This is a genomic window from Shewanella sp. SR44-4 (assembly GCF_014163715.1).
Lineage (GTDB): Bacteria > Pseudomonadota > Gammaproteobacteria > Enterobacterales > Shewanellaceae > Shewanella.
In genome coordinates, this window is sequence record NZ_JACJDU010000004.1 from 53,303 (window position 1) to 79,505 (window position 26,203).

A 26,203-nucleotide genomic window follows, 5' to 3' on the forward strand; every position below is an offset into this window, starting at 1 on the left:
TATGGCTATACGCACAGATTTTAGCCGTTTCCGTCCTAAATCTATTACTGGTTATACCATCGTTAGTGATTAACTAAGTCTATAATCTATTGTTATTTTTAGCTTTTATATTGCATGCTTGTTAAGCGACGATTAAGTCATCACTTTTGTTCATAAGGTGATTGAAATATATTGCGCTATGTCTCAGTATTTCAGCGCTCGAAAAGAATAAGCACCAGGATTGGTATAACAATAATTAGCAACAGAAGTTGCCATTTCGAAGGGAAATTTATAGATGACAAAATCACTTTCAGCACGGATCTTTATCGGTCTATTTTTTGGGGTTCTGCTTGGTAGCATGGTACAGTTTTTACTGGCCGATAATGCTTTTTTTGGTGGCACGTTAGTTAGCCTAGCAAGTGGTATTGGCACCATGTTCGTCAATATGATTATGATGCTAGTAGTTCCACTGGTGTTTGTGAGTATTGTGTGTGGTGTGTGTGAGTTACAAGATTTAAAAAGCTTTGGTCGTTTAGGGGGTAAAACCTTTGGGTTTTATATCATTAATACCATGGTCGCGATTTTAGCTGCTTTTACCGTCGCAATGATATTTGAGCCCGGTAAAGGCGTGGATATGTCGAGCAACGGTTCACTGGATATTACCGCGACAGAACTGCCTGATTTAATGTCGTTAATTGTGAGTATAGTACCAAACAATCCGTTTTCAGCTTTTACCTCTGGCAATATGTTGCAAGTGATTTTTATGGCGCTATTAATGGGCGGTGTCATTAAATCAATGGGGCAATCGGTTGAGGGAGCAGTTAAAGGATTTCAAACCGCCAATAAAATCATGATGCGCTTAATTTCAGTGGTAATGAGTTTAGCGCCATACGGTGTATTCGCCTTAATGTTTAAATTAGGCGCAACCTTAGAACCTGAAATTTTTGTCAGTGTTGTTGAATATTTAGTGCTTATTTTGGCTCTGCTATTGATTTGGATTTTTATCGTATATCCATATTCGGTCAGCCTGTTCACTCCTATTTCAGCGAAGACTTTCAGAGAAAAAACTCAAGAACAAATTCTCTTTTCATTGTCTACCGCTAGCTCAAACGCCACTATTCCGGTAACCATGCGTACCCTTACTGACAAGCTAGGTGTGAGCAAAGCGGTGGCTGGTTTTGGTGTGCCACTGGGTGCAACCATGAACATGGGCGGGGTGTCGATTTATATTACTATTGCGATTTTCTTCGTTGCGAACGCCTTTGGTATGCCAATCAGTAATGATCAAATTCCATCGTTATTGTTTAGCGTATTTTTACTGTCGGTGGGTGCTGGTGGTGTTCCTGGTGGTGGAATGGTGATGATTGGGGTATTGATTTACCAATTAGGCTTACCAGCAGAAGCATTTGTGATTGTTGCTGCATTAGACCGTATTATTGATATGGTGTTAACCTCATGTAATGTGGTCGGTGATACTGCGGTATTAACCATTGTTGATCAAACTGAACAAGCGCATCAGCTTGAGGCTGCAAAAACTACCGCTGAGGAAGTGTAAGATCCGTTTAGCAGTATGAATAAAATGGCCTGCATAGCAGGCCATTTTTATGTCTAAGGTGTTTTTTTTAAGGCCTCATGTCTAAGATCTTATGTCTAAGATCTAAGGCCTTATGTTTAAGGTCATATGCTTAAGGCTTTAAATTGATGCGAATATAGTAGATGCTATCTATGCTGCATTTTATTTTCTATCTTAGTCATCAGCTTGAATGTCGTTTTTTCTAAATCATCTAAACCGCGATGAGCGACCTGTTCATAAGAGCGATTAATATAGCGATAAGCTTGTGGGTAGTTAAACTCAATCACCTCAAGTTCAGCCAATTCATTCAACGCCTGTGTTTGCCCGATGGGATAGTTCATCATTTGATGATATTCAATGGCTTTTTTAAACTGCTCTCTGGCTTCATCATTGCGACTTATGCGCTGGTTTATCATGCCAGCAAGCTGTGAAATATAACCTAATGTTAGCCAGTCTTTCACTTTAGCAGCATTGGTTTTGGCAATAGTAAGTACACCTAATGCTTGTTCTATCCTGTCGGTTTCGGTATAGCTTTGCGCTAATAACAATCTTAATCTGGCTAGCTCTCGCTCATCTTGCTGATGTGTAGCTAGATCGATTGCTGCTATCAATGTGGTATTAAGCTGTTGATATTGATGTTGCTGCAATTGGATGTTAGCTAGCAGACGCATGGCAACTAAGTTATCGGGTGTGGATTTTATGAGCTTGGATAAGTGCTGCTCAGCAGCTTTAATGTCGCCAAGTTGTAGTTGTGTCATTGCATTGAACAACAGGGGGGAACTAAGACGTGAATGGTATTGAGTTTCTGTCTTGTTATCTTTTTGATTCTGTTGTAAATTATTTTGTAAACTGTGTTGTGGATTGAGCCGCTGAGTAATCATCTTTGCTGCAGCTGATAATACTTGCTCGATGCTTGAAGCGTTAACGACTCCTGCTTCTGTATGATGCTGCTGATGTAATGTAAACGCTAATTGATATTGATTATTGGCGCCGGTAATGTTGGATTCAATCACCAGTCCCGCACCGGAGATGGCCATTAATTGCTTAATATCGGCAGCTTGGCTCAAGTGGTCATTAGAGATAAGCGAGATGATATTTATAATATCTTCGGTTTGCAGTAATGGGTAACTAACACCGACATTTAGCTGATGGATAAGCACATCCATTGCGGCATAGCGATTCCATTGCGAGTCTGTGTTGTCTGTCGCGAGTTGCACCGGAAGCACTAAAATAGTGCCAATTTCTATTGCAGGGGCTTTAGTGGACATCAGATAAGCATAAGTACTCATGCTAATAAGCAGTAAGAGTAAAATAGCCGCAATATATATTTTTTTATTCGATGGTTTGGCGGGCGGCATCGTTATAGTCCTTAATTAATATCCTGAAAATAACTTAGTGGGTATTTAAGTTATTGTAAAGAAATGATTCTTTACTGGTGCCTAATGATTCAAATTTGTATTTTGGTTAACTGTGTTTATTCGCGTCAGTTAGATCATCAATGAGCTCAACTGCAGCGCATAAATGAAAAAACCGCCAAAAGGCGGTTTTTTTACAGCATAATCAATTAATCAATTGATGGCTCTTCGCTGTAATCAATACCGTGATAGCTCAAGCAAGTATCAACTTCGTTTGCGCTACCTAAAATTACCGCAACGCGCTGATGGATTTCGGTTGGCTGAATGTCCAAAATAGTTTCATAACCTGTTGATGCTTTACCGCCAGCTTGCTCAACTAGTAATGCCATTGGGTTGGCTTCATACATTAAGCGTAACTTAAACGGTTTGGCTGGGTTTTTATTGTCTGTCGGGTAAGAGAAAATCCCACCACGACACAATACCCGATGCACATCACCTACCATTGCAGCAATCCAACGCATATTAAATGATTGCTCTCGAGGTCCTATTTCTCCGAGTAATAAATCGGCAATATAGGTTTGCATTGGTGCTTCCCAAAAACGCTGGTTTGACATATTAATGGCAAACTCGGCGGTGTCCGGGGTTATTTGCACGTTATTGTCGGTCAGAAGAAACTCTTGGCTGTCTGGAGCAAGAGTATAAAACTGAGTGCCTTGACCAGTGGTTAGCGCCATCATGGTTGATGGGCCATACAACACATAACCCGCAGCAACTTGTTTGCGGCCAGCTTGTAAAAAGCTTTGTTCGTTTAACTCTCCGGTAGGTGCTGGTAATACCGAAAAAATAGTGCCCACTAATGAGTTGATATCGATATTTGATGAGCCATCGAGTGGATCAAAACACACTAAGTATTCACCTTTAGCGTTCACCTCAACCACATAATCTTCTTCTTCAGACGCTAAACCACGTACATTGCCATCGGTTTTAAGGGCATCTTTAAGCATGTCATTGGTGATCACATCCAGTTTTTTCTGGGTTTCGCCTTGAATGTTTTCTTGCTCTGTTGCACCCAAAACACCCGCTAATGCACCGTGACGAACCGCACCACTAATGGCTTTTGAGGTGTCAGCTAAGGTTAATAGTAGTTGTGTTAAAGACGCGTTTACGGCTTGTGCGCTAAGGGTTTGTGCCAAAGTCTGCATGATTTTTCCTATGAGATTTTGCGAGGTTAAGGTCGATGTTGTTAATTCTTATCAGTTATGTGCAAATCATACCCCACAATGGCGCTAATTTCAGCGATTGTTATCTGGGGTTTTGGTTTTACTGTAAATTGAGGCAAAATGTGGGCGGATTGAATTGCCCCAAGGATTAATAATGACAATAACATGGAAGCATCATGCTTTAGCGGCAGTGTCTGCCGTGCCACTCCTTTTTACTAGCCCGGTTTTTTCAGCAACCGCTAAAGGCAGCATCATGAACTCATCAACCACCGCAACACTGACTGCAATCAACGGTAGCACTACACCACTGACCATCGAACGTGTTCATGCGTCACCAGCCTTAGCGGGTTCTAGCCCACGCGGGTTGGCCTTATCGCCTAACGGAAAACGTGTAACTTATTTATCAAGCCGTGCTGATAATCAACATTTGTATGATTTATGGCAAATGGATATCGCGACTGGTAAGCGCAGTGTACTGATTAATGCTGATCAATTAGAGGCAGGAGAGCTGTCTGATGAAGAAAAAGCTCGACGAGAGCGTCAACGTATTTACGGCCAAGGGATCATGGAGTATTTCTGGTCTGAAGACAGCCAACATATTTTAATCCCTGCAGCGGGTAAGTTGTATTTATATGACGTTGCCAGTAATAAAGTGGCTGAGCTTGCAACCGGTGACGGTTTTGCAACCGATGCGCGTTTGTCTCCGAAAGGTCACTTTGTATCGTTTGTACGCGATCAAAACTTATTTGTATTGTCATTGGATAACCAAAAAGTAACAGCACTCACCACAGACGGTAAAGGGCCGATTAAAAATGCTATGGCAGAGTTTGTCGCCCAAGAAGAAATGGACCGTATGACAGGTTATTGGTGGGCGCCCGATGAGTCTGCTATCGCCTTTACTCGTATTGATGAAACGGGTGTGGAGTTAGTGACTCGTAATGAAATTTACGCCGAGGGCATTAAATTAACCGAGCAGCGTTACCCTTATGCAGGCAAAGCCAATGTAGAGATCGCACTGGGTGTCGTGACCTTAAAAGATCGCACTATTAGCTGGATTGATTTGGGCAAACAAAAAGACATGTATTTACCTCGCGTAGATTGGCTACCCGACAGCCAGCATGTGTCGTTCCAATGGCAAAGCCGCGATCAACAAACGTTGGATTTACGCATTGCTGCAATCTCTCAGCCGACACAAGTTAAAACGGCGATTGAAGAGCGCAGCAAAGCATGGGTAAATTTAAACAATGATTTACACTTCCTAAAGCAACAAGCGGCCTTTATTTGGGGTTCTGAGCGTGATGGATTTAATCATCTGTATTTATTTGACTTACAAGGCAAACAACTTAAGCAATTAACCCAAGGTGATTGGGCTGTTGATGCGCTTGAGTATGTCGATGAAGCAACGGGTTGGGTATATTTTAGCGGTCGTAAAGACAGTGTTGTTGAACGTCATTTGTACCGCGTTAATCTTAATAAAGGCATGGACTCTATTGAGCGAATTAGCCAAGCATCGGGTATGCATGAGGCTGTATTTGCGGATAAAAAGCCCGTTTATTTAGATTACTTTAGTAGTTTACAGCAGCCGCCGCAGATAAGTTTACACAATGATTCTGGCAAGCAGTTAGCTTGGGTTGAGCAAAATAACATTGATAAAAATCATCCGCTTTATGATTATGCTGGTTTATGGCAAATGCCTGATTTTGGTCAATTAACAGCGGAAGATGGTCAAGCATTACAATACAGACTGTTTAAACCGGTGCCTTTTGATGCCGCTAAACAGTATCCGGTTGTGGTGCGCGTATATGGTGGACCGCATGCTCAGTTAGTGGTCAATAGCTGGAGCGAGGCAGATTATTTTACTCAATATTTACTGCAGCAAGGCTATGCGGTATTTCAATTAGATAATCGTGGCTCAGCGCACCGAGGCACGCAATTTGAACATGTCATTTATCAAAACATGGGTGATGCTGAAGTAAACGATCAAAAAGTTGGCGTTGATTACTTACGTAGCTTGCCGTTTATTGATGGTGACAATGTTGCTATTTATGGTCACAGTTATGGTGGTTATATGGCGTTGATGAGTCAGTTTAAGGCGCCGGGTTATTTTAAAGCGGCAATATCGGGTGCGCCAGTAACGGATTGGCGTTTGTACGACACTCATTATACTGAGCGTTATATGGGGAACCCGCAAACCAATAAAAAAGGTTACGACGCCAGCAGCATTTTACCTTATGTCAAAAATTATCAATCGGGCTTATTGATGTATCACGGTATGGCTGATGATAACGTTCTGTTTGAAAACAGCACTAGAGTATATAAAGCGTTGCAAGATGAGGGTAAGTTATTCCAAATGATGGATTACCCAGGGTCTAAGCATTCAATGCGTGGCGAGAAAGTGCGTAATCATTTATATAAATCATTAGCGGCATTCTTAGATCAACAGCTGAAGTAATCACTATTGTGTTAAAGGATTAACGAAAAAGCAGATATAAAAAAACCAGGTGATTCACCTGGTTTTTTATTGCGGTTAACCTTAAAAGATTACGCTTCTAGGTCACCACAAAAACGATAGCCTTCACCGTGAATTGTCGCGATGATTTCTGGCGTATCAGGCAAGCTTTCAAAGTGCTTACGGATGCGACGTATTGTCACATCAACGGTGCGGTCATGAGGCTTTAATTCACGGCCAGTCATTTTTAACAACAAGTCAGCACGAGTTAAAATCTTACCTGGGTTTTCAACAAAGTGAAGCATCGCACGGAACTCGCTGCGTGGTAGCTTATAAGCTTCACCTTGTGGGTTAACCAAAGAACGGCTATTGATTTCTAAGCTCCAACCGTTAAAACGGTAATACTCAACAGAACCTTTTTCTTCAGTTTCTGCGGCAGCATTATTAACGCGAGTTAATAGGTTACGAGCACGGATCGTTAATTCGCGAGGGTTGAATGGTTTAGTGATGTAATCATCTGCACCAATTTCAAGACCTAGAATCTTATCAACTTCGTTATCACGGCCAGTCAAGAAAATAAGACCGATGTTATTAATTTCACGTAGCTCACGAGCTAATAATAAGCCGTTTTTGCCTGGTAAATTAATATCCATAACAACAAGATTAATCTTATTGTCTTGCATGGCTTTATGCATTTCTGCGCCGTCGTTAGCTTCAGTGACAACATAACCTTCAGCTTCAAAAATACTGCGTAATGTATTACGAGTTACAGCTTCATCTTCAACAATTAAAATGTGCGGATTTTGCATGATATTTACCTGATTTTATAAAATTCGATTCTAGCCACTGTTTGCGAACTGTGTGCTAATAGATTGCAATAGCGCTTTAGCTAATGCGCTAAGATTCCGATATTTTTTGGTGTTTATCTATGTCTACCCTGAATTAAACACTCTCTATAAACTCTATTATGTAACACTTAATACTGGTTACTGAGTCTGCTTACGTCGATTAATTACCACTACGTCAAGGCACGCGTTTGCACTTATTCATGATGGTGTAAAATTTGTTGCACTTAAGCTTACTTACTATGAATGCCATTTAGAAAGATAGTTCCTTCTATTGCAAACTTATTTAATCGTATTAATGTTTTATCAAATGTAGAACAAATTTAGTACGACTGTAAACTTTACATCAAAAAATCATCACACTCACAACAACATTTGCTGAGTTTTTGAGGTGTATGTAGCTAACTTTGCTACAGTGATTTAATAGTGCGTAATGGTTATTGTACTCGTTTTAGGCATTTGTTAACAAATTAAATGTTAAAAAATTAATATAACACTCGAGTATATGAAAGATTAACCTTGCTAAGATAATAATAATTAATAGTTTTCTAATATAGTACTGCTGATTTAGATCGTAAACCTTTTAGAAATCAAACCTATCTGCTAGACTAATTTTGGCTTAATTGACGAAAATTTATTATGGAAAATGTTATAGATACATTGTGGAATGAGTATCAAAGTACTCATTTTTTGTTTACTCAACGCCTTTCTCATGATTTCCCATTTGCTATTGTTACTGCCCATAACCCCCGTGGTTCAAGACTCTCTCCTAGTCAAAATCGCTTACTCGATCGTCAGCTTCAATTTAAAATTCAACAATATAATCGTCCCTATCGTGCGTTAATCGGTGCAGCACCTGATTTGTCGCATATGGAAAAGAGCTGGGCTATTTTTATTGATAAAGAACAAGCTGTTGAGCTTGGTCGAGAATTTAATCAACATGCAATTTACTACGTTAATCAAGGTTTGCTATCTTTGATTGCATGCCTTGATAGCATCAAACCTGAAGTTGATATGGGAATTTTTAATCACCGATTAAGGATGGTGAGCGAGTTGCCAGAGATAGGTTCGTATAACTGGGTAAATAATGACGTAATTAAAACTGCACAGCTGCGATAAAATAATTAACACATTATTTTGAGACAATACTTACTAGATTGTCTCGGTAATTTGCGGTTAATTATGTTTTTTGGATATTTATGGGCATTTTTTCGTAATAGAGAACAATCATTGCTCTGAAGTCGCAGCTGCATAATATTTCACTGCAGCGATATTTTTTATCAAAACAGTGTATTTTTACTGTGTTTGCTGATTGACTTGATAGGGTGTTTTTTGCTATTTTCAACTCCCTCCTTCGGGAGGAACAGAAGAGGAGCGTTAACTAGGTAGTAAGTGAGAGGATGCCAATCCGATGACCACTTATGATGGAGATTAGCGCCGAGGTATCAGTTTGTTTGGCAAACATTGATATCGGTCGATTAGGCTGAATCCTAACGATTGTCACCTATTTTTTTGGTGGAGAGCTTCTGGTGATGATTGCTGTTTCCCTTCTATAAGGGTGCGTTATCTTAGCACCAGGCTCTTCGAACGTAGTGTGTTCGGAGCGTATATCATGTTAGTAAATCACATCTTATTTTTGAGTCTTTCGCAAACAGCGGAGGCATCAGTATGAGCTTTGTTCAGTCTGAAATAGATACCCCAGAATTAGTCGTTGCCAAATTTGGCGGCACGTCAGTTGCTGATTACGCCTCTATGAGCCGTTGTGCAGATATTGTGTTGGCTAATCAAGCTACTCGCCTTGTGGTAGTAAGCGCCTCCAGCGGAGTGACCAATTTATTAGTTGAGTTAACTCAAGCTAATGTTAATGACGAGCGTCGCTTGGTATTACTTAAGCAAATTGCTCAAATTCAATATGCGATATTAGATGAACTCGGTCGTCCGCAAGACGTGGCAGCCAGTATTGATAAAATACTCAGCCGGATGTCAGTACTCAGTGAATCGTTAGAGCTGAATCGCAGCAAAGCGGTTATGGACGAGTTACTGTCGACGGGAGAGCAATGTTCATCGATTTTATTTTCTGCGGTTATTCGGGAAAAGGGCACTGCTTCAAATCATTTTGATGTGCGCCAAGTATTACGTACCGACAGTCACTTTGGTCGCGCAGAGCCACAAATTGAAGCTATTTCAATGTTAGCAGGTGACTTTTTACAGCCATTACTTGCGCGTTACGTTATCGTTACCCAAGGCTTTATTGGTGCTGATGAAGAGGGACGAACAACAACATTAGGCCGTGGTGGTAGTGACTATTCGGCGGCATTACTTGCCGAAGCGCTTCGTGCTACAGCGGTTGAGATTTGGACCGATGTGGCCGGTATTTATACCACTGACCCACGCCTTGCCCCCAATGCCCGCCCGATTGCTGAAATTAGCTTTAATGAAGCGGCTGAGATGGCGACCTTTGGCGCTAAAGTATTGCATCCCGCCACCATCTTACCGGCAGTAAGACAAAAAATTCAGGTGTTTGTAGGTTCAAGTAAAGCGCCTGAAATGGGCGGAACTTGGATCCGTCATCAAGTTGAAGATACCCCAGTGTTTAGAGCGGTGGCGTTACGCCGTGATCAAACTTTACTTAACTTGCATAGCTTGCAAATGTTACATGCTCAGGGCTTTTTGGCTGAAACGTTCGCGACCTTAGCGCGACACAAAATATCAGTCGATTTAATCACTACCTCAGAGGTTAACGTATCGTTAACCCTAGATAAAACCGGTTCAGATTCAAGTGGCCAGGGCTTACTCAGTGAGTCGTTATTACAAGAGTTATCGCAACATTGTCGTGTAAGAGTCGAGGAAGATTTAGCGTTAATCGCCATCATCGGTAATCGCATAGCATCAACGGCTGGCATTTGTAGTAGGGTGTTTAAAGTGCTTGAAAACCATAATGTTCGGATGATTTGCCAAGGCGCAAGCCCACATAATTTATGTGTGTTGGTTGCAGAGTCGGAAGCGGCGCAAGTGGTTAATGCCTTGCACCAAAACTTGTTTGAGTAATCATATGACTAAAGCAATACAATCGTCAGTTCAAGTTGGAGAACTGGCGACAGGACACGCATTGACCGTTCCAGTATACTCATTCATTGGTCGCGAGAGTGTTGCGCCTAGCGTGTATATTCAGGCCAATGTTCATGGTGCTGAAGTGCAAGGTAATGCGGTGATTTATCAACTGATGACCTTATTGGAAGGTTACCAGGTTTTAGGTGATATTACGCTTGCACCCTTAGCCAATCCTTTAGGGATTAATCAAAAGAGTGGTGAGTTTACTTTAGGGCGTTTTGATCCCATTACAGGGGTTAATTGGAACCGCGAGTACTTTGATCATCAAGTCGATATTCAAACTTGGTATGCCGAGCACCAACGTTTAACCAATAGTGAGCTGTTTTGCGCCTATCGTTCAATGTTGGTAGAAACTTGCCTGGCGCGCCTAACTCATTCTTTTGGGATTTCAACAGGTCATCGGTTAGCAGTAAATTTACAGGCTATGGCACATCAAGCAGATATAGTGCTTGATTTGCATACCGGCCCTAAGTCGTGCAAACACTTGTACTGCCCTGAGTATGATATTGATGCGGCGAGATTTTTCTCGATCCCGTATACCTTGGTTATCCCCAATAGTTTTGGTGGCGCGATGGATGAAGCTACCTTTTGTCCTTGGTGGCAGTTAACCGAGTATGCAGCCAGTCAAGGCCGTGAATTTTCGGTACCTGTGTCAGCATTTACCTTAGAGCTTGCAAGCCAAGAACGGATTGATTTAGCTGACGCGTTAGAGGATGCCAAAGGCATACTGGCTTATTTAAGTCACCGTGGCGTGATTGCTGAAAAAGTTTATCCAGCCAGTATGGAAAGGTTTGGGTGTTACTTGAAGGATTATAAGAAGTTTCATGCACCTAAAGCTGGCTTAATTGAATATTGTGCCAGTGTCGGTGAACCATTAACCGCAGGCAAACCTTTAGCGAACATTTTACGCATAGATTTGTATGGTACTGAACAGGCTTACCAAGCCATTAGTTTACCCATGGATTGTGTGCCTATTTTGCATTTTGCTTCTGCGTCGGTACTCCAAGGCACAGAGTTGTATAAGGTGATGACTAATGTGTTTCCATTACAGCCTAGTTGATTAACTGCTTTGGCTAAGTAAAACAAAAACGCCTGCAATTGCAGGCGTTTTTGTCGATGCGTAAATTGCAATTAACTGCCTAAAATCTGTAGCGGAATCGCTAACATTTCGTTACCAGAAGCAGCAAAATACCAAATAATGCCCACTAAACTTGCTACCGTGAGTAAATACCATACGGTAGAGAAAATTTGCCCGTAACGATCTAACGGCAATAAATGACTTTGATGGCGACCGCGCCATTCAAATACAATTTCTACACTGCCGATCAGTAACAAAAAGCCCAGCAAGGCGAGCCCTAAGCTATAGCTAATGAACACACCGATAGCGGCACCAGCAATACAAGCAACTAGACCGACAACACTATTCATTGAAAAGCTGATGCTTTTTAAAATATGACCGCCATCGAGAGGTAAAATGGGCAGTAAATTAAACAGATTTAGCAGCGCATTGAATGTTGCTAATCCGGCAAAGAATATGTTGCCTGTTAGCCAATAAAGTCCAAGTGAGATAATCGATAAAATGAGTCCAAAAGTCGGGCCCATAATCGAAATATACACATCTTGCCAGCGGGTGTTGATACGTTCATCACTTAGCGCTAAGCCGCCCACAAAAGGGATTAAATAGATCCCTTTGGTTTTCATGCCGAAATGTTTCATCGCTCTAATATGGCCATATTCATGAAACACTAAGCAGCCGATGAGGGCTAAGGCAAATTCAAATGAAAATAACCATGAATAGGCCGCAACACTGGCTCCCGCAAAAAGGACTTTAACCACCTTGGCACTTTTTAGTAGCTTAAAACCTAATGATGCCAGTCCAACAACACTGAGCTTTTGGTTTTTTACTGCTGCAATTTCAGGTGTTTGACGCTCAATATCTTCAACGGTTCGTTGACCTTGGGTTATGGATTCATCATCTATTAATAAACAATAATCCAGTTGAAACGGTTGCCAGTTAACATCGATTTCTAATCGTACCGGTAGTGAACCAATATTGGGTTTAACGGGTTCGTCGTGGTTGATATTTGTTTCAGTCGGTACTGACGTTTGAGTGGTCAGTTCAAATGAATGAATATGAAAGGCTTGGTCACTAGCGCTTGCAGACTTTTGTGATACCAGTTGATTGTCCCAATAAAGTTGCTGCCAGCCCGCAATCGAGCCTTCTAGTCGCAGACGTTTACCTAGACATTCAATATTTAGTAATTCCATTAAGGATTCTCAGGGTTTATGGACAGTGAGCATAGAGGCATTTTGCCAGAGCTGTGTGTGTTGCTCAATGGGTTTTACCATTATATTTGTTAATCATTAGCTTAGATTTATGATTGAGTGATTAAGGTAAGTAACATGAGTCTGTTGTTGGTAAATTGAAGGTTAGTAATGCTAAAAATGGAGGTGTTATGTGCTGTTAATCTTCAGTCTGAATACGTTGTTAATACAGATGTTCTAATTCAGCCACGGTCGCAATACCTTGCTCTATGGTGGTAAAGACAATTTTTGCACTGCAGCAATGTCCTTGAAACTGACCATACTGGCGTACCAGTGGCAGTAACTGTAACACGCTCATATCTTGACTTAGCTTAACCAGTACAGGCAGTTCAGCCACGCTGGGATCCTGTGGCGGATGTTTCTGGATGCTATACACATGGCCGGCATTGTCGATGAGTTTATCTTCAGCGTGGACGGTAAATTGGTTGGCGCAAATAAAGCCCAACCAATCTTGATAGTTAACCAGATACATTAGCTCATCATCTTGATCAAACTGCAGTATGGCCGGCCAATGTATCTGTTGCATAGTTATCTGTTTGTCCACTTTTTATTGTCTTACCAACTGATTGTTATCGATTACTGTAATCGAATGATACTTCTTGATTGACGTTTTTTACAATACACGGCCCATGTTCACGTTGGCTGCGATTGAATGCCGCACCTATATGAATTTCGACGTTGGTGAAAATGTGTTTTTCAGCTTTGATGACGTAATTATTATAGTAGCCTTCAACTTCGTTAAGATGTTGAGTGTATTCTAGTTCTTCTTTCATACGTTCTTCTGCCATTTGATTTTTTTGCTCGAGCATCATTTTGACTTGCTCAATCATGCCGGCATCGCTTTGCCATTCCGTTTTGGGCGGTAATTTACGTAATCTTGCTTCTATTTCTAAGCCCGCAACAACCATGCCTTTAATACTGTCATCTAACTCTTTAAGTTCTTGCTTTAATTCACCATGATGCATGGCACAAAACAATTCCGTTTTAGTGCCGGCGGTAGCACCAAATGCAATGGCTCTAATGCCTTTTGCTGCAGTAGCAATGCCGCCGATTAAGTCACCTCGTCTTGCTTGGGCATCACTGACGGTAATAGTGTCACCTGAGGTTGAGTGACTGTGAAGTAACTGCTTGGTGACTAGAATATTGCCTAGGGCCTCTAAATGGGAATACTGCACAAACTGGGCACAAATTTGTCCGGTAGCTTTTATTTTAGTGCTGAGATCGTGCTCTTTAATTAAACGGCCAATAACACCTTTACTGACAATGACATCACCTTGAGCTTCAATAGACGCGGACTCAACAAAGCCCATTACCGTTACGTCACCGCTAGCTTTTACTTCCATACCTTCGTGCACATCGCCAGTGATTAAAACACTGCCTTTAAAATTAACGTGGCCATAGCGAACGTCTACATCTTTAATTTGCAGCATATCGTCAACTTGCATACCGCTGCGATTTTCAACTGGCTGACCAGACACTGTGGCGATGAGTTTATGTTGATCTTTAGGGTGTAAGCTGGTGCCTGTGCCTGGTTCCATTGGTTTATCTTTACCAGGAATTTGTTGCAGTACATCGCCGTGAACATTAAAACCAGGGGTGCCGATGGTTGAAGGGTTTTTAACCATCAGTAAATCATTGGGCTTAACGGTAATTAGTGCGCCTAAATTACGCATGTCGACCGAGCCGTCTTCGCGTTCTTGTGGTTGTAATAAGCGCTCACGAGCTAAGGCGACTTTTCGGGTTAATATCGCATTGTCGCCGTTAACGGCTGCTTTACCGCAAGCTATGACGCCTTCACAGGTTTCTCCTGGTGGCAATATCGACAAACGCTGCATTAATGCCATGATTTTAGGTTTACTCAATCCCATTTTAATTTTTTGAGTTTTAAGGGTATTAAGTACATCTGGCAGGGTAATATCTTTGCCGCCCCAAGCTGAAGTGATTTTCATACTGGCTTGCATTTTATCGTCACTGACACTGATATTAACGATACCGTCTTTACGTTCGGCAATGGCAAAAAAGAGTTCGTGAGTTCCGGAGTTTTGACCGCATAGAGCATTAACTTCCGCTACCGCTTTAGCAATTGCAGGGGCAATAGGAAACAGCATAGCAAAAGCCGCCTGTGTGAGTAAGGCGTTAATATCCTCTGCTGAAACTGGGCCGTGAGTATTGGGAATTATACGTAATTCCACTTTATTTTTATCAGCACTTAGTGCGACGATTGAGGGCTCTAACATAACATCCTTTGTTTTTATTTTTATATCAGGTCATAACAGGCAAATAGAATACCAACGAAATGAATTACAAAATGTGCGTTATTTTGCCTTTAAGCCAATTTAGCTGATATTAATCTGCATTTCCAGCAGTAAGCTTGCTTTGTCGCTTATAAGTGAAGCGGTTTGAGGTGCGGAGTATTATTGGTATGAGTGTTGATGGAAATACAATTTATACTTATTGTTTTCCGCTACCACATTCACTTTGCCAAAATGCGTCGCTATCGTCTCTGAATAAGGCAAATGGCGATTAGCGACAATCTGCCATACACCTTGTGATGTCAGCCTAATAGCACTTTGTTGGACAAATTGCGTGGCAATATCAGTCGTGCTGGTTAACCCATCATGAAATGGCGGGTTGGAGATAATACCATCGAACTTGCCTGAGATTTGATTAAACCCATCTGAAGGATAGACCTTTGCCTGCATACTATTGGCTGCTAGGGTTAATTCACATGAGAGTAACGCCATTGCATTGATATCAATGCACTCAATGGTTAACTCTGGATTGGCTTTTAGCAATGCAGCTGTAATGACCCCTGCACCACAACCAAAATCGAGTACTCTGCCGCGTAAGTTATCCGGTAAATGTGACAGCAGTAATTCGGTACCCTGATCGAGACGTTTCTCGCTGAAAACACCGACAGTATTACAAATTTGCAGTGTTCCCTGTGGGGTTTCTAGTGAATATTGGCTTACCCAATCGCTTATGGATAGCGTTGGTGCTGCTTGGGTTAAATAACTGACATACACTAGACAATGGCGGGCATTATCTTGCTTGATCGGGGTTGAGTAATAATCAGGTGTGAGTTTATCAATTGATTTAACTCCACCTTTATTTTCACCCACAATCATCAATTGGCCATCGATATTTAAATGTTGTGCAGCCAGTTGCAGTAAATAGCCCATTAAGGGTTTAGCTTTTGGAAAGTAAATAATGACGCTATCAAATTTTGCATCAGCTAATGACTCAGGCAGTTGATGGCCAAAATAGCATTGTAATTTTTCATTAGCGCAAGAGGACAATGTGAGGTGATGATTAAAGTCTAGCGCTAGGGCGGTGACATTATCGGCAAACTCAAGACATTGATATGCAAAGGTATCAGCTTCATAATTGAGCACTAACACATTGTGTTGCTGAAAGTATTTGCTGTTTCTAATTAACGCTTGAGAAGGATTTGTTAACACGTCGGTTGCTCATAATGCTAGTGATAAGATAAACACGCTGATATTAACACAACCCCCCACTTCGATAACGGGGATTGTGTTAGACATAGTCGTCAGTCAGTCAGTGATTAAGGTGTTTGCACCGATTGCGGTAGTAAGCTAAACATCTTAATCGCAATATCAATATTGTCTTGATGACCGCTAAATAATCTCGCACCTGGGCCTTCTGCAAAGACTTGAACATCCATCGCGGTATGACCGCCACTTGTCCAACCGGTATTCGATTCAATATCAATGAGTTTACGTAGTGCGATTGATAATGGCTCATTACCTTGCATGCGTGCGCTTTGTAATTGACTGTATTGCGCTTCATTTGGTGTAAAACCAAGTAGCGTCGCCGTTAAAGGTTGCCAGTTATCTTCGGCAATGGCACGGGTAGCAATAACATCAGGGCTGGCTTGAACCTTATGCAGTACTTCAGGGTGCCATTCGTATTTGTCATGTGCACCAACTGATAATCCACCGGTATTATGATCTGCTGTCACAACCATAAGGGTGTCTTTACTTTGGCGAACAAATTGTTCAACCACTTCGATAGCGGATGCAAATTCATCCATTTCACCCATCGCGGTAGCAATATCGTTACTGTGACCTGCCCAGTCAATTAAGCTGCCTTCTACCAATAACACAAAACCTTGTTCATTTTGTGATAGTAAATCTAATGCCTTTTGGGTCATATGGCTGAGTTTATGCGCTTGTTTATCATTAATCACCCAAGGCAATTGTACATCAGCAAACAGCCCCAATACTTTTGGCGTAGTCACTGATTCTAGCTCAGAGAATTCAGTGATGTGTTGGTAGCCTTTCGCGCTAAACTGCTCAAGTAATGTTGGGGTGAAATATTGCTGGCCACCACCAAGAATCACATCAGCATCAGATGCTAAATAAGCTTCTGCAATGTCTATGTAATTACTACGGCTTTCGTTATGAGCCAAAAATGCTGCCGGTGTAGCATGGTTTACTTGGGAGGTAACCGCTACGCCAGTAGATAAGCCTAATGCTTTGGCTTTTTCCATTAAGGTTGTGAGTGGGCGTTTTTCGGTATCAACGGCAATGGCACCATTATAACTTTTAACTCCAGTTGATAATGCAGTGGCAGATGCGGCAGAGTCGGTGACATAACCACTGATAGAAGCTGGGTAAGTGCTTGCCATACCAACGAGTAAGCGATCAAAAACCGTTTGTTCAATCTCTTCCGTTTCAGGATTATCTTTATAGTAACGATAAGCTGTGGTGTAAGCCGGTCCCATACCATCACCAATCATAATGATAATATTTTTGGGTCTTGATGGACCGACGGTTGGCACATTATTGCTTGCTGTATTAGCGACTACAGGTGACATAACGACTTCATCAGCCATTGCACCCGTTACGATCAAGCTAGATACCAATAATAATCTACCGATTATCCGTTGGTAGGTAGATAAAAAATGCATGATTAATCCTATTTTTGCTGACTAATACGGGCTTCGATGGCATCCATAAGCATGCCGGTAATATTAACATCGAACGCTGCTTCAATTTCTTTAATGCAGGTTGGACTAGTCACATTGATTTCAGTTAACTTATCGCCAATAACGTCTAAGCCGACAAAAATAAGGCCACGCTTTTTCAATTCTGGACCAATAGCACGAGCAATTTTCCAATCACTTTCCGATAATGGTTGGGCTACACCACTACCGCCAGCAGCTAAGTTGCCACGGGTTTCACCTTTCATCGGGATACGGGCTAATGCATAAGGTACCGGTTCACCGTCCACCACTAAAATACGCTTATCACCTTGAGTGATTTCTGGAATAAAGGCTTGCGCCATCGCGTATTGTTGACCATAACTGGTTAATGTTTCGATAATCACGCCAACGTTAGGGTCATCTTTTTTCACTCTAAAAATAGACGTACCGCCCATACCATCTAGCGGTTTTAAAATGATGTCTTGTTTTAGCTGGTGGAATGCTCTGATGCGTTTAGCATCGCGGGTGACAATAGTGTCTGGGGTAAATTCAGAAAACCATGCTGTAAACAGTTTTTCATTGGCATCACGTAAGCTTTGCGGTTTGTTAACAATCAATACGCCTTCTTCTTCCGCACGTTCGAGCATATAAGTCGCGTAGATGAATTCGGTATCAAATGGTGGATCTTTACGCATTAAGATCACATCAAGTTCGGCTAAGGGCGTATCAACTGACTCGCCTAAGGTAAACCATTGATCAGCATCTTGCTTAACCGACAATTCACGCATCGTGGCCATGGCTTTACCGTTGACCATTGCAAGGTCATGCATTTCCATATAAAACAATTGGTAGCCGCGTGCTTGTGCGTCCAATAACATCGCAAAGCTCGAATCTTTTTTGATGTTTATGTCGCTAATCGGGTCCATAACAATACCGAGCTTAATCATGTGTGTATCCTTTAATAATGTGCAGGGAAGATATCGGTTTACCCAATATCGCCAAATTTAACTTGTAATGCGGTAATGGCAGTTAATGACGCTGTTTCAGTTCTAAGTACCCTTGGCCCCAATAAAATGTCGGTAAAATGTTGGGTTTCGGTCATGGCAATTTCTTCGTCAGATAAACCGCCTTCTGGGCCAATTAATAATCTTACTTTGTGGTGTTGACCGGATAACTGCAAACCATTAATACCGTGTGAGGCTCTCGGGTGCAAATTCAGTTTTAAGGCTTCGGTGGATTCTTCACACCATTGTGCCAATGTCATTGCAGGACGAACAACCGGAACAATACTGCGGCCAGATTGTTCACAGGCACTGATAACAATTTTTTGCCATTGTTGCAGTTTTTTGTCTAAGCGCTCACCACTCAGTTTGACACCACAACGATCAGAAAATAACGGAGTAATGGTTGTTACACCCAACTCTACTGACTTCTGAACCGTAAACTCCATCCGGTCTCCGCGTGAAATCACCTGGCCTAAATGCAAGTCTAACGGCGATTCACTGTTGTTAACCTCACAACTTAAGACCGTGACAGCAATCGATTTCTTACTGGTTTCAATAATTTCAGTTAAGTAATCATTGCCGTCACCGTTAAACAAGCTGATGCGATCACCCATTCCCATGCGCAACACTCGGCCAATGTGGGCGACACCATCCTCATCTAATTGAAGAGTTTGCCCTTGTTGTAAATTGTCTAGGGGCTGAAAAATGCGTGGGACTCTCATCAGTGTTGACCTTATTTAACCAATTGTTCAAGGGAAGCTTAATCGTCAATTAACGAACTAAGCCGTTATTTTGGCATTGTTTGAATACAAAATCATTATGATTACCTTGGTTAGCAGCGATTAAGGTATCACGCTTGCACTCAGTTGCCGTCACTGGCTGCATTTTGTCCCATGCATTAAACAGTTTTTGTTGGCTACTGCTAATTTGTAGACCATAGGTTTGTTGCATATAGAGGTAAGTGCGAGCGATAGGACCTCTTGCTCGTTTAGGCGGTTGTGCTTTGCGGCCTTTAAAGTCGACAATCATTTCACATTGTCCGTATTGATTCGCTTTTCCACCCCAATCACTAAACCTAAAGTTGCTGCGATCGCCATTGACCTCACCAACAGCAGGAACGAGATTATGTAAATCTGCTTCCATTTTTTTGAATTGCTTGTTGTTTTTACCACAATTCTTACGGCCGCCGTCTTGCCAACATTGCAGTTGATGACCAAATTCCCAAGCGGGAACCACGTGCTCCCATTCGATACGGTTGGCTCTAATAATTTGTTTTCTAACCTGATAGCCACAGCTAGCATGATCTGCTTGCCATAATTTGCCTGTTATGGCGATGTCGCAGCCGCAATAAAAAGTACTGAGGGGGAGGTGTTGTTGGTAAATCTTTTTAGCCACTTTTTTCGCTTTACCAAAACTACTTGGATGTTCTGCAGCGATAAGTGTGGATGAAAAAATGCCGCACAGAAGCGACACCCAAAATAACCAAGAGTGTGTGGATGATAAGCGCAAAATTAAACCCTAAAAATTAACAAAAACATCATTACAGTGCAGGCTTAGCCTGTCATTTTGGCTGATGTTAAGCCATCAGATGCGATGACGCAATTGATACCGTTTATTATTCCGAGCAAAGGTTATTTAGGGTTAAAAGGGGTTAATGTTTGTTGGCATCGGCGACAGCGATATTGAGTTTGGCCACGGACAATTCTGTTGTGACGTCTTATGGTTAAGTTGATGCTGCCACAACCGCAAAAATATTCGAATTGTTGGCCGCTGACCGACTGAGTATTGAGTTGGTGAGTGGTCTTGGGAGTAATATTAAATGTCGTCAGCATTACGCTCTGCCATTCTTTACCATGAGGTCTTACTTTACCAAAGAGATGGAAACAGACTAAATGGCTAATTTCATGTGGTACCACTTCGTTAATAAAAATATCCGGATTTTCAGCCAGTAACACCGGGTTAAAGCGTAATTTATTGGTTTGTAAATGTGCTGTGCCGGCGCTTTTTCCACGTAAGCTAAAATGCACACTAGGGCGTGGGAATTGACGTTTAAAATGTTGTTCGGCTAATAGGTAGTCCGTTTCGACTTTGGCCAAGATCTGCTGTTGTAAAGGATCACTAACGGAAGTGTTCAGCGATGGGTGGGTTCGAGAGCCCACTGATAACGAAGACTCCTTTTCGTGGATATCTTGCGTTAATACTTGATGTGCGCGCTGAGTGAGATTAAAAATACTTTTAAACATGTTGAATTGCTTCACTTGCCTGAATGATTAATGAAAGGTTCAGGCAAGTAAAGTATCGGCCTGTTAAGTTAGTTGGTAGACATTACAGTGTGTTCGCCGCTGCAGTTATCATGGCGCGTATTTGCTCGACAATGTCTGACTCTACTTGTGAGTCGTAACCTTTAATACGTGGAGTATGAATGTGTCCTACCGGTAAATTCAAGTTAAATTGATCTCGAAGTAAAATACTGCGATAGGAAATTTCATTGGATAAATAGCCGCCACCAGAGCCTTCTACAGAAATTTCTTTTTGTAGTTCAGCCAGTGATGATGCCTTAAATTGTCCCCGAGATAAGGTGCTAATTTGATTATTGTCATTAACACTCCAATGCCCTTTCACTGCCGCCATTGCTTCAACGGGCAAAGAGAATTGCACAAACTCAGGGCCATTTAATTTGCCATCGGAAGAAGTACCACCGTTAAATAATGGCGCTTTAGGATTGCGCTGACTGGCACCCGTTAATACATTTAAATTGTCTGGAGCTTCTGCGCTGCGATTACGTCCAGGAAAGCGTTCAATGTCGAAATTTTCACGACCCATACTAATGGTAAACACCATGTCGACACTGTCTTCACGATAAAACGGCGTGAGTAACGATTCGATAATACCATTGTCGAAATCGCTAAACCTTACTGGAATCATTACGGTTTCGATCTGGGCTTTTTTACCATTAACCTCAAAACGATAACCATCGAGTGCTAATGCAGCTAAACCTGATGGATTGCTTTGGCCAATATTTCTATCAAGGAAAAAGGGGTCAAAACCGGTCACTAAAATATTAATTTGTGTATCGGGAGAAAACGTAATATCGCTAAAGCCGCGAGAGGACTTCTCAACTGCTTTGACTAAAATATCACGTTGCCAATCGGCCATATTGAATCCGGCTTTTTCTTGCTTTAGGACGTTACGCATGCTTAAACGACTCCAGTACAAGGAGCGATCATCACTGTGTCCCGATTGTACATCTCGTACAGCTTGCTGCCATAACCTATGCCCTTGATGCGCTGCCATTTCGGTAACGGCTAACTCATCAGTAGATTGGGCTAACTTGACCTCTAAAGTATCACTGATCGCTTGATAACGATTAACCACGTTAGGCATAGTTTGCCCCGCTTTTGATACACGCATCTCTTCAACATCTTTTGAGAGCGGCCCAGCATTAACTGCAGTAGATAAGGTTAATGCCAATGTACTTAACATTATAAAAGCACTGTGTTTAATCATGATGGTTCCTTTAGGACCCTAGATGTCTATCTTTGGGTTGCATTTAACGACTTTACTGCCCGTGAGGCGGTCTACGTTATAGTTATAACACAGTTGTTTAGAGGGTTTAATAGGACTTTAAGACTCGTGTCAGTAAATCGTTTTTAAATTATGGATTGAAGTTAACCTCTTTGGAGGTCGTTAAATGTTGCAGATATGGCGATTTAATTGCTGCTTTTTATATACTATTAGCGCTTCTATACCATACTAAGATCATAAGAAAGATGTAGCTGAGATAACAGATACACTAAAGTTAGTCATCGTTACGGTTAATCTGGGGTGATAAGTCGATAAAAAGATGATTAAAAATGTACCAAGTGTGGTTCTGACTATGTATTAATATTGAATCAAATAATGATACTAGCTATGAGTGACTACATTATTGATGTATTAAATTACCGAAGATATAAACGATTAGCCAATGATCAGGGTTTATATTTCAGTAATATTATCCGGTTATATCTATAGATAAGATGCACAGGCTAACCTTGTGTTAGCACTTTGGTGCTCACTGTATCGAAAGGATATCAACATGGAACCATTACTAATGGCAGGTTTTCAGTGTAATGAGCTAAATGAAGTACTTTCTCGATTAGACTTTCAGCTTCACTACATTGATAAGTATGATCAAAATAAAATTCCCATCAATTGTGCCCTGTGTTTAATCGATCTTCGAAAAGAAAATATCATAAATGAAATCAATTATCTGGTCAGAGAGTTAGACCCTAGGGTCCATATCATTGTACTCATCAATAAATCACAACTCGACATTGCAGCGATCACAACTTTTATTGCGCAATATGCTTGGGATTTTTGTACTAGCCCTATTGATCCTGAAAGATTAGCGAAATGCTTGGGTCATGGCATTGGTTTATCTAAATTAAAGCAACAGCATCATGTTCCACAGCCTGAATTAGCTGGCAAAGAAACCGATCCATCGGTGTATCCATCGGACGTCATGCAACAGTTATTTCGTCAAGTTGAGCGAGTTGCACCGACAGATATTCCTGTGCTCATTCGAGGTGAATCTGGCACTGGTAAAGAATTAGTGGCGACCAAACTACATCAATTATCTTCTAGGAAAGATGGACCTTTTATTACGGTTAACTGTGGTGCTATGGCTGCTGGCTTAATTCAATCGGACTTATTTGGTCATGAAAAAGGTGCCTTTACGGGAGCAACAAGTAACAGGAAAGGCAAAATTGCATTGGCTGACGGTGGTACATTATTTTTAGATGAAATTGGCGATTTACCCGCTGAACTACAAGTCAATTTACTGCGTTTTTTACAAGAAGGCTTGTATGACTCAGTTGGCGGTAGTATGCCGCAATCGGCTGACGTGCGTATTTTAGCCGCTACTCATGTCAATTTAGAAAATGCTATTGATCAAGGTAAGTTTCGCTTAGATCTTTACTATCGTTTAAATGGCATTACCATTGAAACTCCAAGATTAAAAGAAAGGCGTGATGATATTATCGGTTTAGCCAATCGATTTATTCGGGTGTATTCGAATGAATATGGACTTGTGACAAAGCCATTATCGCAATCAGCTTGCCATGCACTATTAAACTACCCATGGCCAGGAAATGTCCGCGAGTTAATTAATCGTGTTCGCCGAGCGGTGGTATTGTGCGACACGCCGCAGATAAGTTCACAGAACCTAGAGTTAGCTAATATCGATAAAAAACGCCACATTGCGCTATCGCTTAAAACCTTAAAAGACAATGCTGAAAAACAAGCCTTACAACAGGCTATTCTGATTGCAGACGGTCAAGTTGAGCTTGCAGCAAGTTATTTAGATATTTCAAGGGCAACCTTTTATCGACTCATGGACAAACATCGTTTACCGCTGATGTAATTGGTTTAATTGAGACACTATTTAGTTGCTTATTCAGTCTTAATATTAAGATTGTACCTAAAAATAGAATTAAGCTTTATATCAATAACCTAGCTATTTTTATTCTTAACTTTAAGAATTCCTCTTGATCTAAAAAACGCTATCTATATGAAATTTAATAACTTTCATATTTGGCATAAGGGTTGCTATATCCTTTTATCAAATATGGAAGGAACATCTTATGGAAATCATTAGCCAGGTACATTGCAAATTGTTGCAATTATCATTGAAGCGAGCAATACAGCTCAGTGCGCTATTGCTGGTTGCTCATTCATACGCTGATGATTCAACGGTGATTGGTTCACATGTGATGCAAGGCGCAGGTCGGGCAAGTATCAACCAAGCTGCTGGCGATTTTAATATTCAGTCTAACAGCCATGCATTAGGCCAACGCACGTCTATCCAAACGATTAATTACAACCAATTACCGCAACCAACATCATTATCAGAATTTAATAAGCAACTTACTGCAGTAATAGACAGCCAAGCCTTTGCTCAATTTCAAGGCTTAGCCAGTATTAATCAAGTCAGCGGTGAGCAAAACATACAAGCTAACATAGGCAGCATTGCCATGGACTCGACCCTAGAAACCATCATAGGGCAAGGGTTGAATGATGAAGCCTTAACTCAAGTGTCGAGCCAATTGGCACCGTCATCTTATCAATTATCACACTATCAGGCCGACATCGCTCCAGACAGTTTTTTGGATGCGCAGGGCGTGATGCAGATTAATCAAATTTCTGGTGACAATAATGTTGCCATTAACCAGTTCTCGTTGCAGTTACCAAGCGGGAATTAATAATCATCGATCGGAGGAATGGAAGATGAAAAAACTCACTCTAGTGCTAAGTATTGCAGCAATAATGAGTAGTTCTGCATATGCAAATGGAATGACAGATTCAGACAGTAGTGTTGAATTAGATAAAAAAATAGATGTATCTAAAGAGCTTAAATATAAAGGTAAAGTGACCATTGAAGGCACTATCACTGCTAATGGTTTAGGCATGGCTGTAGTTGAAAATGTACAGGAAACTAGCGCAAATTTAGTTGAAAATTATTATCACGATAATGACGCTAAAATATCTGGTAATGCGTTTGAAAACTCAAGCGGTAATATTGGTGTTAACCAAGCGGCAGGTGATTTTAATGCGCAAAGTAACTCAGCTGCATTAGCTTCTATTGATGCCGGTTTTGCTTTTGGCTCTGGTGATGCTGAAATCTTCAGTACTCAAATGGGTGGTTTTAATGGTGTGTGGAACGAAGCCTCAACTAATACATCAACCATCAATGGTGCGTCGTTCATGAATGCCTCAGGTAATATTGGTGTCAATGTTGCTGCAGGTAACAACAATATTCAGGCTAACAATATGGCCGCGTCTTCATACAATGGTCGTTTAGGTGAAGCCAGTGTGTCTAATGTGCAAAGTACTGGGCATAACGGCACGATGAATATAGGGGTTGTTCAGGATAGCGTGGAATATGTCGATGTGGATCTTGTTCTTGATGCCGGAGGAACCTATGAAGGTACGTCCGCTTTAAATGATGCCTATTATCCAGAAATTATTTTAGAAGGTGACGGAGAACATAATTCAGGAACAGGAACTGTAGTGGGTCATGTTGATTTTGATACAGAAAACCCATCTGGTGCTGAAGTGATGACCTTTGATGAAGAAGGTGATTTAGCGCTTAATGGTACCGTGAGTGGTCAATTACCTTTCTTTGTTCAAACTGTGCTTCAGAAGTCTAATAATTCTTCATTATTAGCTGGAACAGCCTTCCAGAATGCATCGGGTAACATTGGGGTTAACTTGGCCAGTGGTACGGGTAACCTTCAGTCAAATAACCTTGCTTTAACAAGCATTACGGGTCCTGCAGAGATCATTTCTGGCGAGTAAAGACCTCATGATACGTTATGAATAAGGCAGGGGGGGTAACCCCCTGATTCATC

Annotated in this window: 21 protein-coding genes and 1 riboswitch; of the genes, 8 read left to right on the top strand and 13 right to left on the bottom strand. The window is 41.4% G+C overall.

Annotated elements, in window-relative coordinates:
- Positions 1 to 274: 274 nt before the first annotated feature.
- On the top strand, positions 275 to 1,534 hold the full coding sequence (locus H5125_RS03295) for a dicarboxylate/amino acid:cation symporter (protein WP_101086208.1): 1,260 nt from the start codon (positions 275 to 277) through the stop codon (positions 1,532 to 1,534).
- 164 nt (positions 1,535 to 1,698) lie between these two features.
- Here H5125_RS03295 and H5125_RS03300 read toward each other — a convergent pair whose 3' ends face one another.
- Together H5125_RS03300 and H5125_RS03305 are read right to left on the bottom strand one after the other, a co-directional pair.
- A complete protein-coding gene (locus tag H5125_RS03300) occupies positions 1,699 to 2,910 on the bottom strand; it encodes a hypothetical protein (RefSeq protein WP_182743534.1) in 1,212 nt (403 codons plus the stop codon).
- 206 nt (positions 2,911 to 3,116) lie between these two features.
- Positions 3,117 to 4,109 (bottom strand): class 1 fructose-bisphosphatase, encoded by a 993-nt coding sequence (locus H5125_RS03305; RefSeq protein ID WP_101086206.1) that lies wholly within the window; start codon positions 4,107 to 4,109, stop codon positions 3,117 to 3,119.
- A gap of 172 nt (positions 4,110 to 4,281) precedes the next feature.
- Between H5125_RS03305 and H5125_RS03310 the strand changes: the two genes are divergently transcribed.
- Complete coding sequence (locus tag H5125_RS03310) at positions 4,282 to 6,579, top strand: S9 family peptidase (protein ID WP_182743535.1); 2,298 nt, start codon at positions 4,282 to 4,284, stop codon at positions 6,577 to 6,579.
- 89 nt (positions 6,580 to 6,668) lie between these two features.
- Here the strand turns inward: H5125_RS03310 and arcA are convergent, their stop codons facing one another.
- The gene (gene arcA / locus H5125_RS03315; RefSeq protein ID WP_011636021.1) at positions 6,669 to 7,385 is read right to left on the bottom strand and encodes a two-component system response regulator ArcA; all 717 of its coding nucleotides are present in this window, start codon (positions 7,383 to 7,385) and stop codon (positions 6,669 to 6,671) included.
- Positions 7,386 to 8,060: 675 nt separating this feature from the next.
- Between arcA and H5125_RS03320 the strand changes: the two genes are divergently transcribed.
- From H5125_RS03320 to H5125_RS03330, 3 genes are all read left to right on the top strand, one after another.
- On the top strand, positions 8,061 to 8,540 hold the full coding sequence (locus tag H5125_RS03320) for a DUF3293 domain-containing protein (protein WP_101086204.1): 480 nt from the start codon (positions 8,061 to 8,063) through the stop codon (positions 8,538 to 8,540).
- Between the two features lie 240 nt (positions 8,541 to 8,780).
- A riboswitch (Lysine riboswitch) is annotated at positions 8,781 to 8,955 on the top strand.
- A gap of 134 nt (positions 8,956 to 9,089) precedes the next feature.
- On the top strand, positions 9,090 to 10,469 hold the full coding sequence (gene lysC / locus H5125_RS03325) for a lysine-sensitive aspartokinase 3 (protein ID WP_182743536.1): 1,380 nt from the start codon (positions 9,090 to 9,092) through the stop codon (positions 10,467 to 10,469).
- Between the two features lie 4 nt (positions 10,470 to 10,473).
- Complete coding sequence (locus H5125_RS03330) at positions 10,474 to 11,592, top strand: succinylglutamate desuccinylase/aspartoacylase family protein (RefSeq protein WP_182743537.1); 1,119 nt, start codon at positions 10,474 to 10,476, stop codon at positions 11,590 to 11,592.
- A 71-nt stretch (positions 11,593 to 11,663) separates the two neighbouring features.
- Here the strand turns inward: H5125_RS03330 and H5125_RS03335 are convergent, their stop codons facing one another.
- The 10 genes from H5125_RS03335 to H5125_RS03380 form a co-directional block, all read right to left on the bottom strand.
- The gene (locus tag H5125_RS03335) at positions 11,664 to 12,800 is read right to left on the bottom strand and encodes a site-2 protease family protein (RefSeq protein ID WP_101086201.1); all 1,137 of its coding nucleotides are present in this window, start codon (positions 12,798 to 12,800) and stop codon (positions 11,664 to 11,666) included.
- 220 nt (positions 12,801 to 13,020) lie between these two features.
- Complete coding sequence (locus H5125_RS03340; RefSeq protein WP_162022252.1) at positions 13,021 to 13,383, bottom strand: DUF4144 domain-containing protein; 363 nt, start codon at positions 13,381 to 13,383, stop codon at positions 13,021 to 13,023.
- A 43-nt stretch (positions 13,384 to 13,426) separates the two neighbouring features.
- Positions 13,427 to 15,094, bottom strand: a complete 1,668-nt coding sequence (locus H5125_RS03345) for a DUF342 domain-containing protein (protein WP_182743538.1) — start codon at positions 15,092 to 15,094, stop codon at positions 13,427 to 13,429.
- Positions 15,095 to 15,271: 177 nt separating this feature from the next.
- Complete coding sequence (locus H5125_RS03350; protein WP_182743539.1) at positions 15,272 to 16,318, bottom strand: class I SAM-dependent methyltransferase; 1,047 nt, start codon at positions 16,316 to 16,318, stop codon at positions 15,272 to 15,274.
- 107 nt (positions 16,319 to 16,425) lie between these two features.
- The gene (locus tag H5125_RS03355) at positions 16,426 to 17,700 is read right to left on the bottom strand and encodes an alkaline phosphatase (RefSeq protein WP_242445122.1); all 1,275 of its coding nucleotides are present in this window, start codon (positions 17,698 to 17,700) and stop codon (positions 16,426 to 16,428) included.
- A gap of 101 nt (positions 17,701 to 17,801) precedes the next feature.
- Positions 17,802 to 18,755 (bottom strand): glutathione synthase, encoded by a 954-nt coding sequence (gene gshB, locus H5125_RS03360; RefSeq protein ID WP_101086196.1) that lies wholly within the window; start codon positions 18,753 to 18,755, stop codon positions 17,802 to 17,804.
- A 38-nt stretch (positions 18,756 to 18,793) separates the two neighbouring features.
- On the bottom strand, positions 18,794 to 19,534 hold the full coding sequence (gene rsmE / locus H5125_RS03365) for a 16S rRNA (uracil(1498)-N(3))-methyltransferase (protein ID WP_182743540.1): 741 nt from the start codon (positions 19,532 to 19,534) through the stop codon (positions 18,794 to 18,796).
- A 49-nt stretch (positions 19,535 to 19,583) separates the two neighbouring features.
- Positions 19,584 to 20,285 carry an endonuclease gene (locus tag H5125_RS03370; protein ID WP_182743587.1) on the bottom strand — a complete coding sequence of 234 codons (702 nt, stop codon included), beginning with the start codon at positions 20,283 to 20,285 and terminating at the stop codon, positions 19,584 to 19,586.
- Between the two features lie 158 nt (positions 20,286 to 20,443).
- Positions 20,444 to 21,055, bottom strand: coding sequence for a SprT family zinc-dependent metalloprotease (locus H5125_RS03375; RefSeq protein ID WP_162022257.1), 612 nt, complete (start codon positions 21,053 to 21,055; stop codon positions 20,444 to 20,446).
- An 82-nt stretch (positions 21,056 to 21,137) separates the two neighbouring features.
- Positions 21,138 to 22,319: a hypothetical protein gene (locus tag H5125_RS03380; protein WP_182743541.1), complete on the bottom strand. Its 1,182-nt coding sequence runs from the start codon at positions 22,317 to 22,319 to the stop codon at positions 21,138 to 21,140.
- A gap of 571 nt (positions 22,320 to 22,890) precedes the next feature.
- Between H5125_RS03380 and H5125_RS03385 the strand changes: the two genes are divergently transcribed.
- The 3 genes from H5125_RS03385 to H5125_RS03395 all read left to right on the top strand — a co-directional run bounded on the left by H5125_RS03385 (position 22,891) and on the right by H5125_RS03395 (position 26,150).
- Complete coding sequence (locus H5125_RS03385) at positions 22,891 to 24,216, top strand: sigma-54 dependent transcriptional regulator (RefSeq protein WP_182743542.1); 1,326 nt, start codon at positions 22,891 to 22,893, stop codon at positions 24,214 to 24,216.
- Positions 24,217 to 24,436: 220 nt separating this feature from the next.
- A complete protein-coding gene (locus H5125_RS03390; protein ID WP_101086190.1) occupies positions 24,437 to 25,054 on the top strand; it encodes a hypothetical protein in 618 nt (205 codons plus the stop codon).
- Between the two features lie 25 nt (positions 25,055 to 25,079).
- The gene (locus tag H5125_RS03395; protein ID WP_101086189.1) at positions 25,080 to 26,150 is read left to right on the top strand and encodes a hypothetical protein; all 1,071 of its coding nucleotides are present in this window, start codon (positions 25,080 to 25,082) and stop codon (positions 26,148 to 26,150) included.
- Positions 26,151 to 26,203 lie beyond the last annotated feature (53 nt).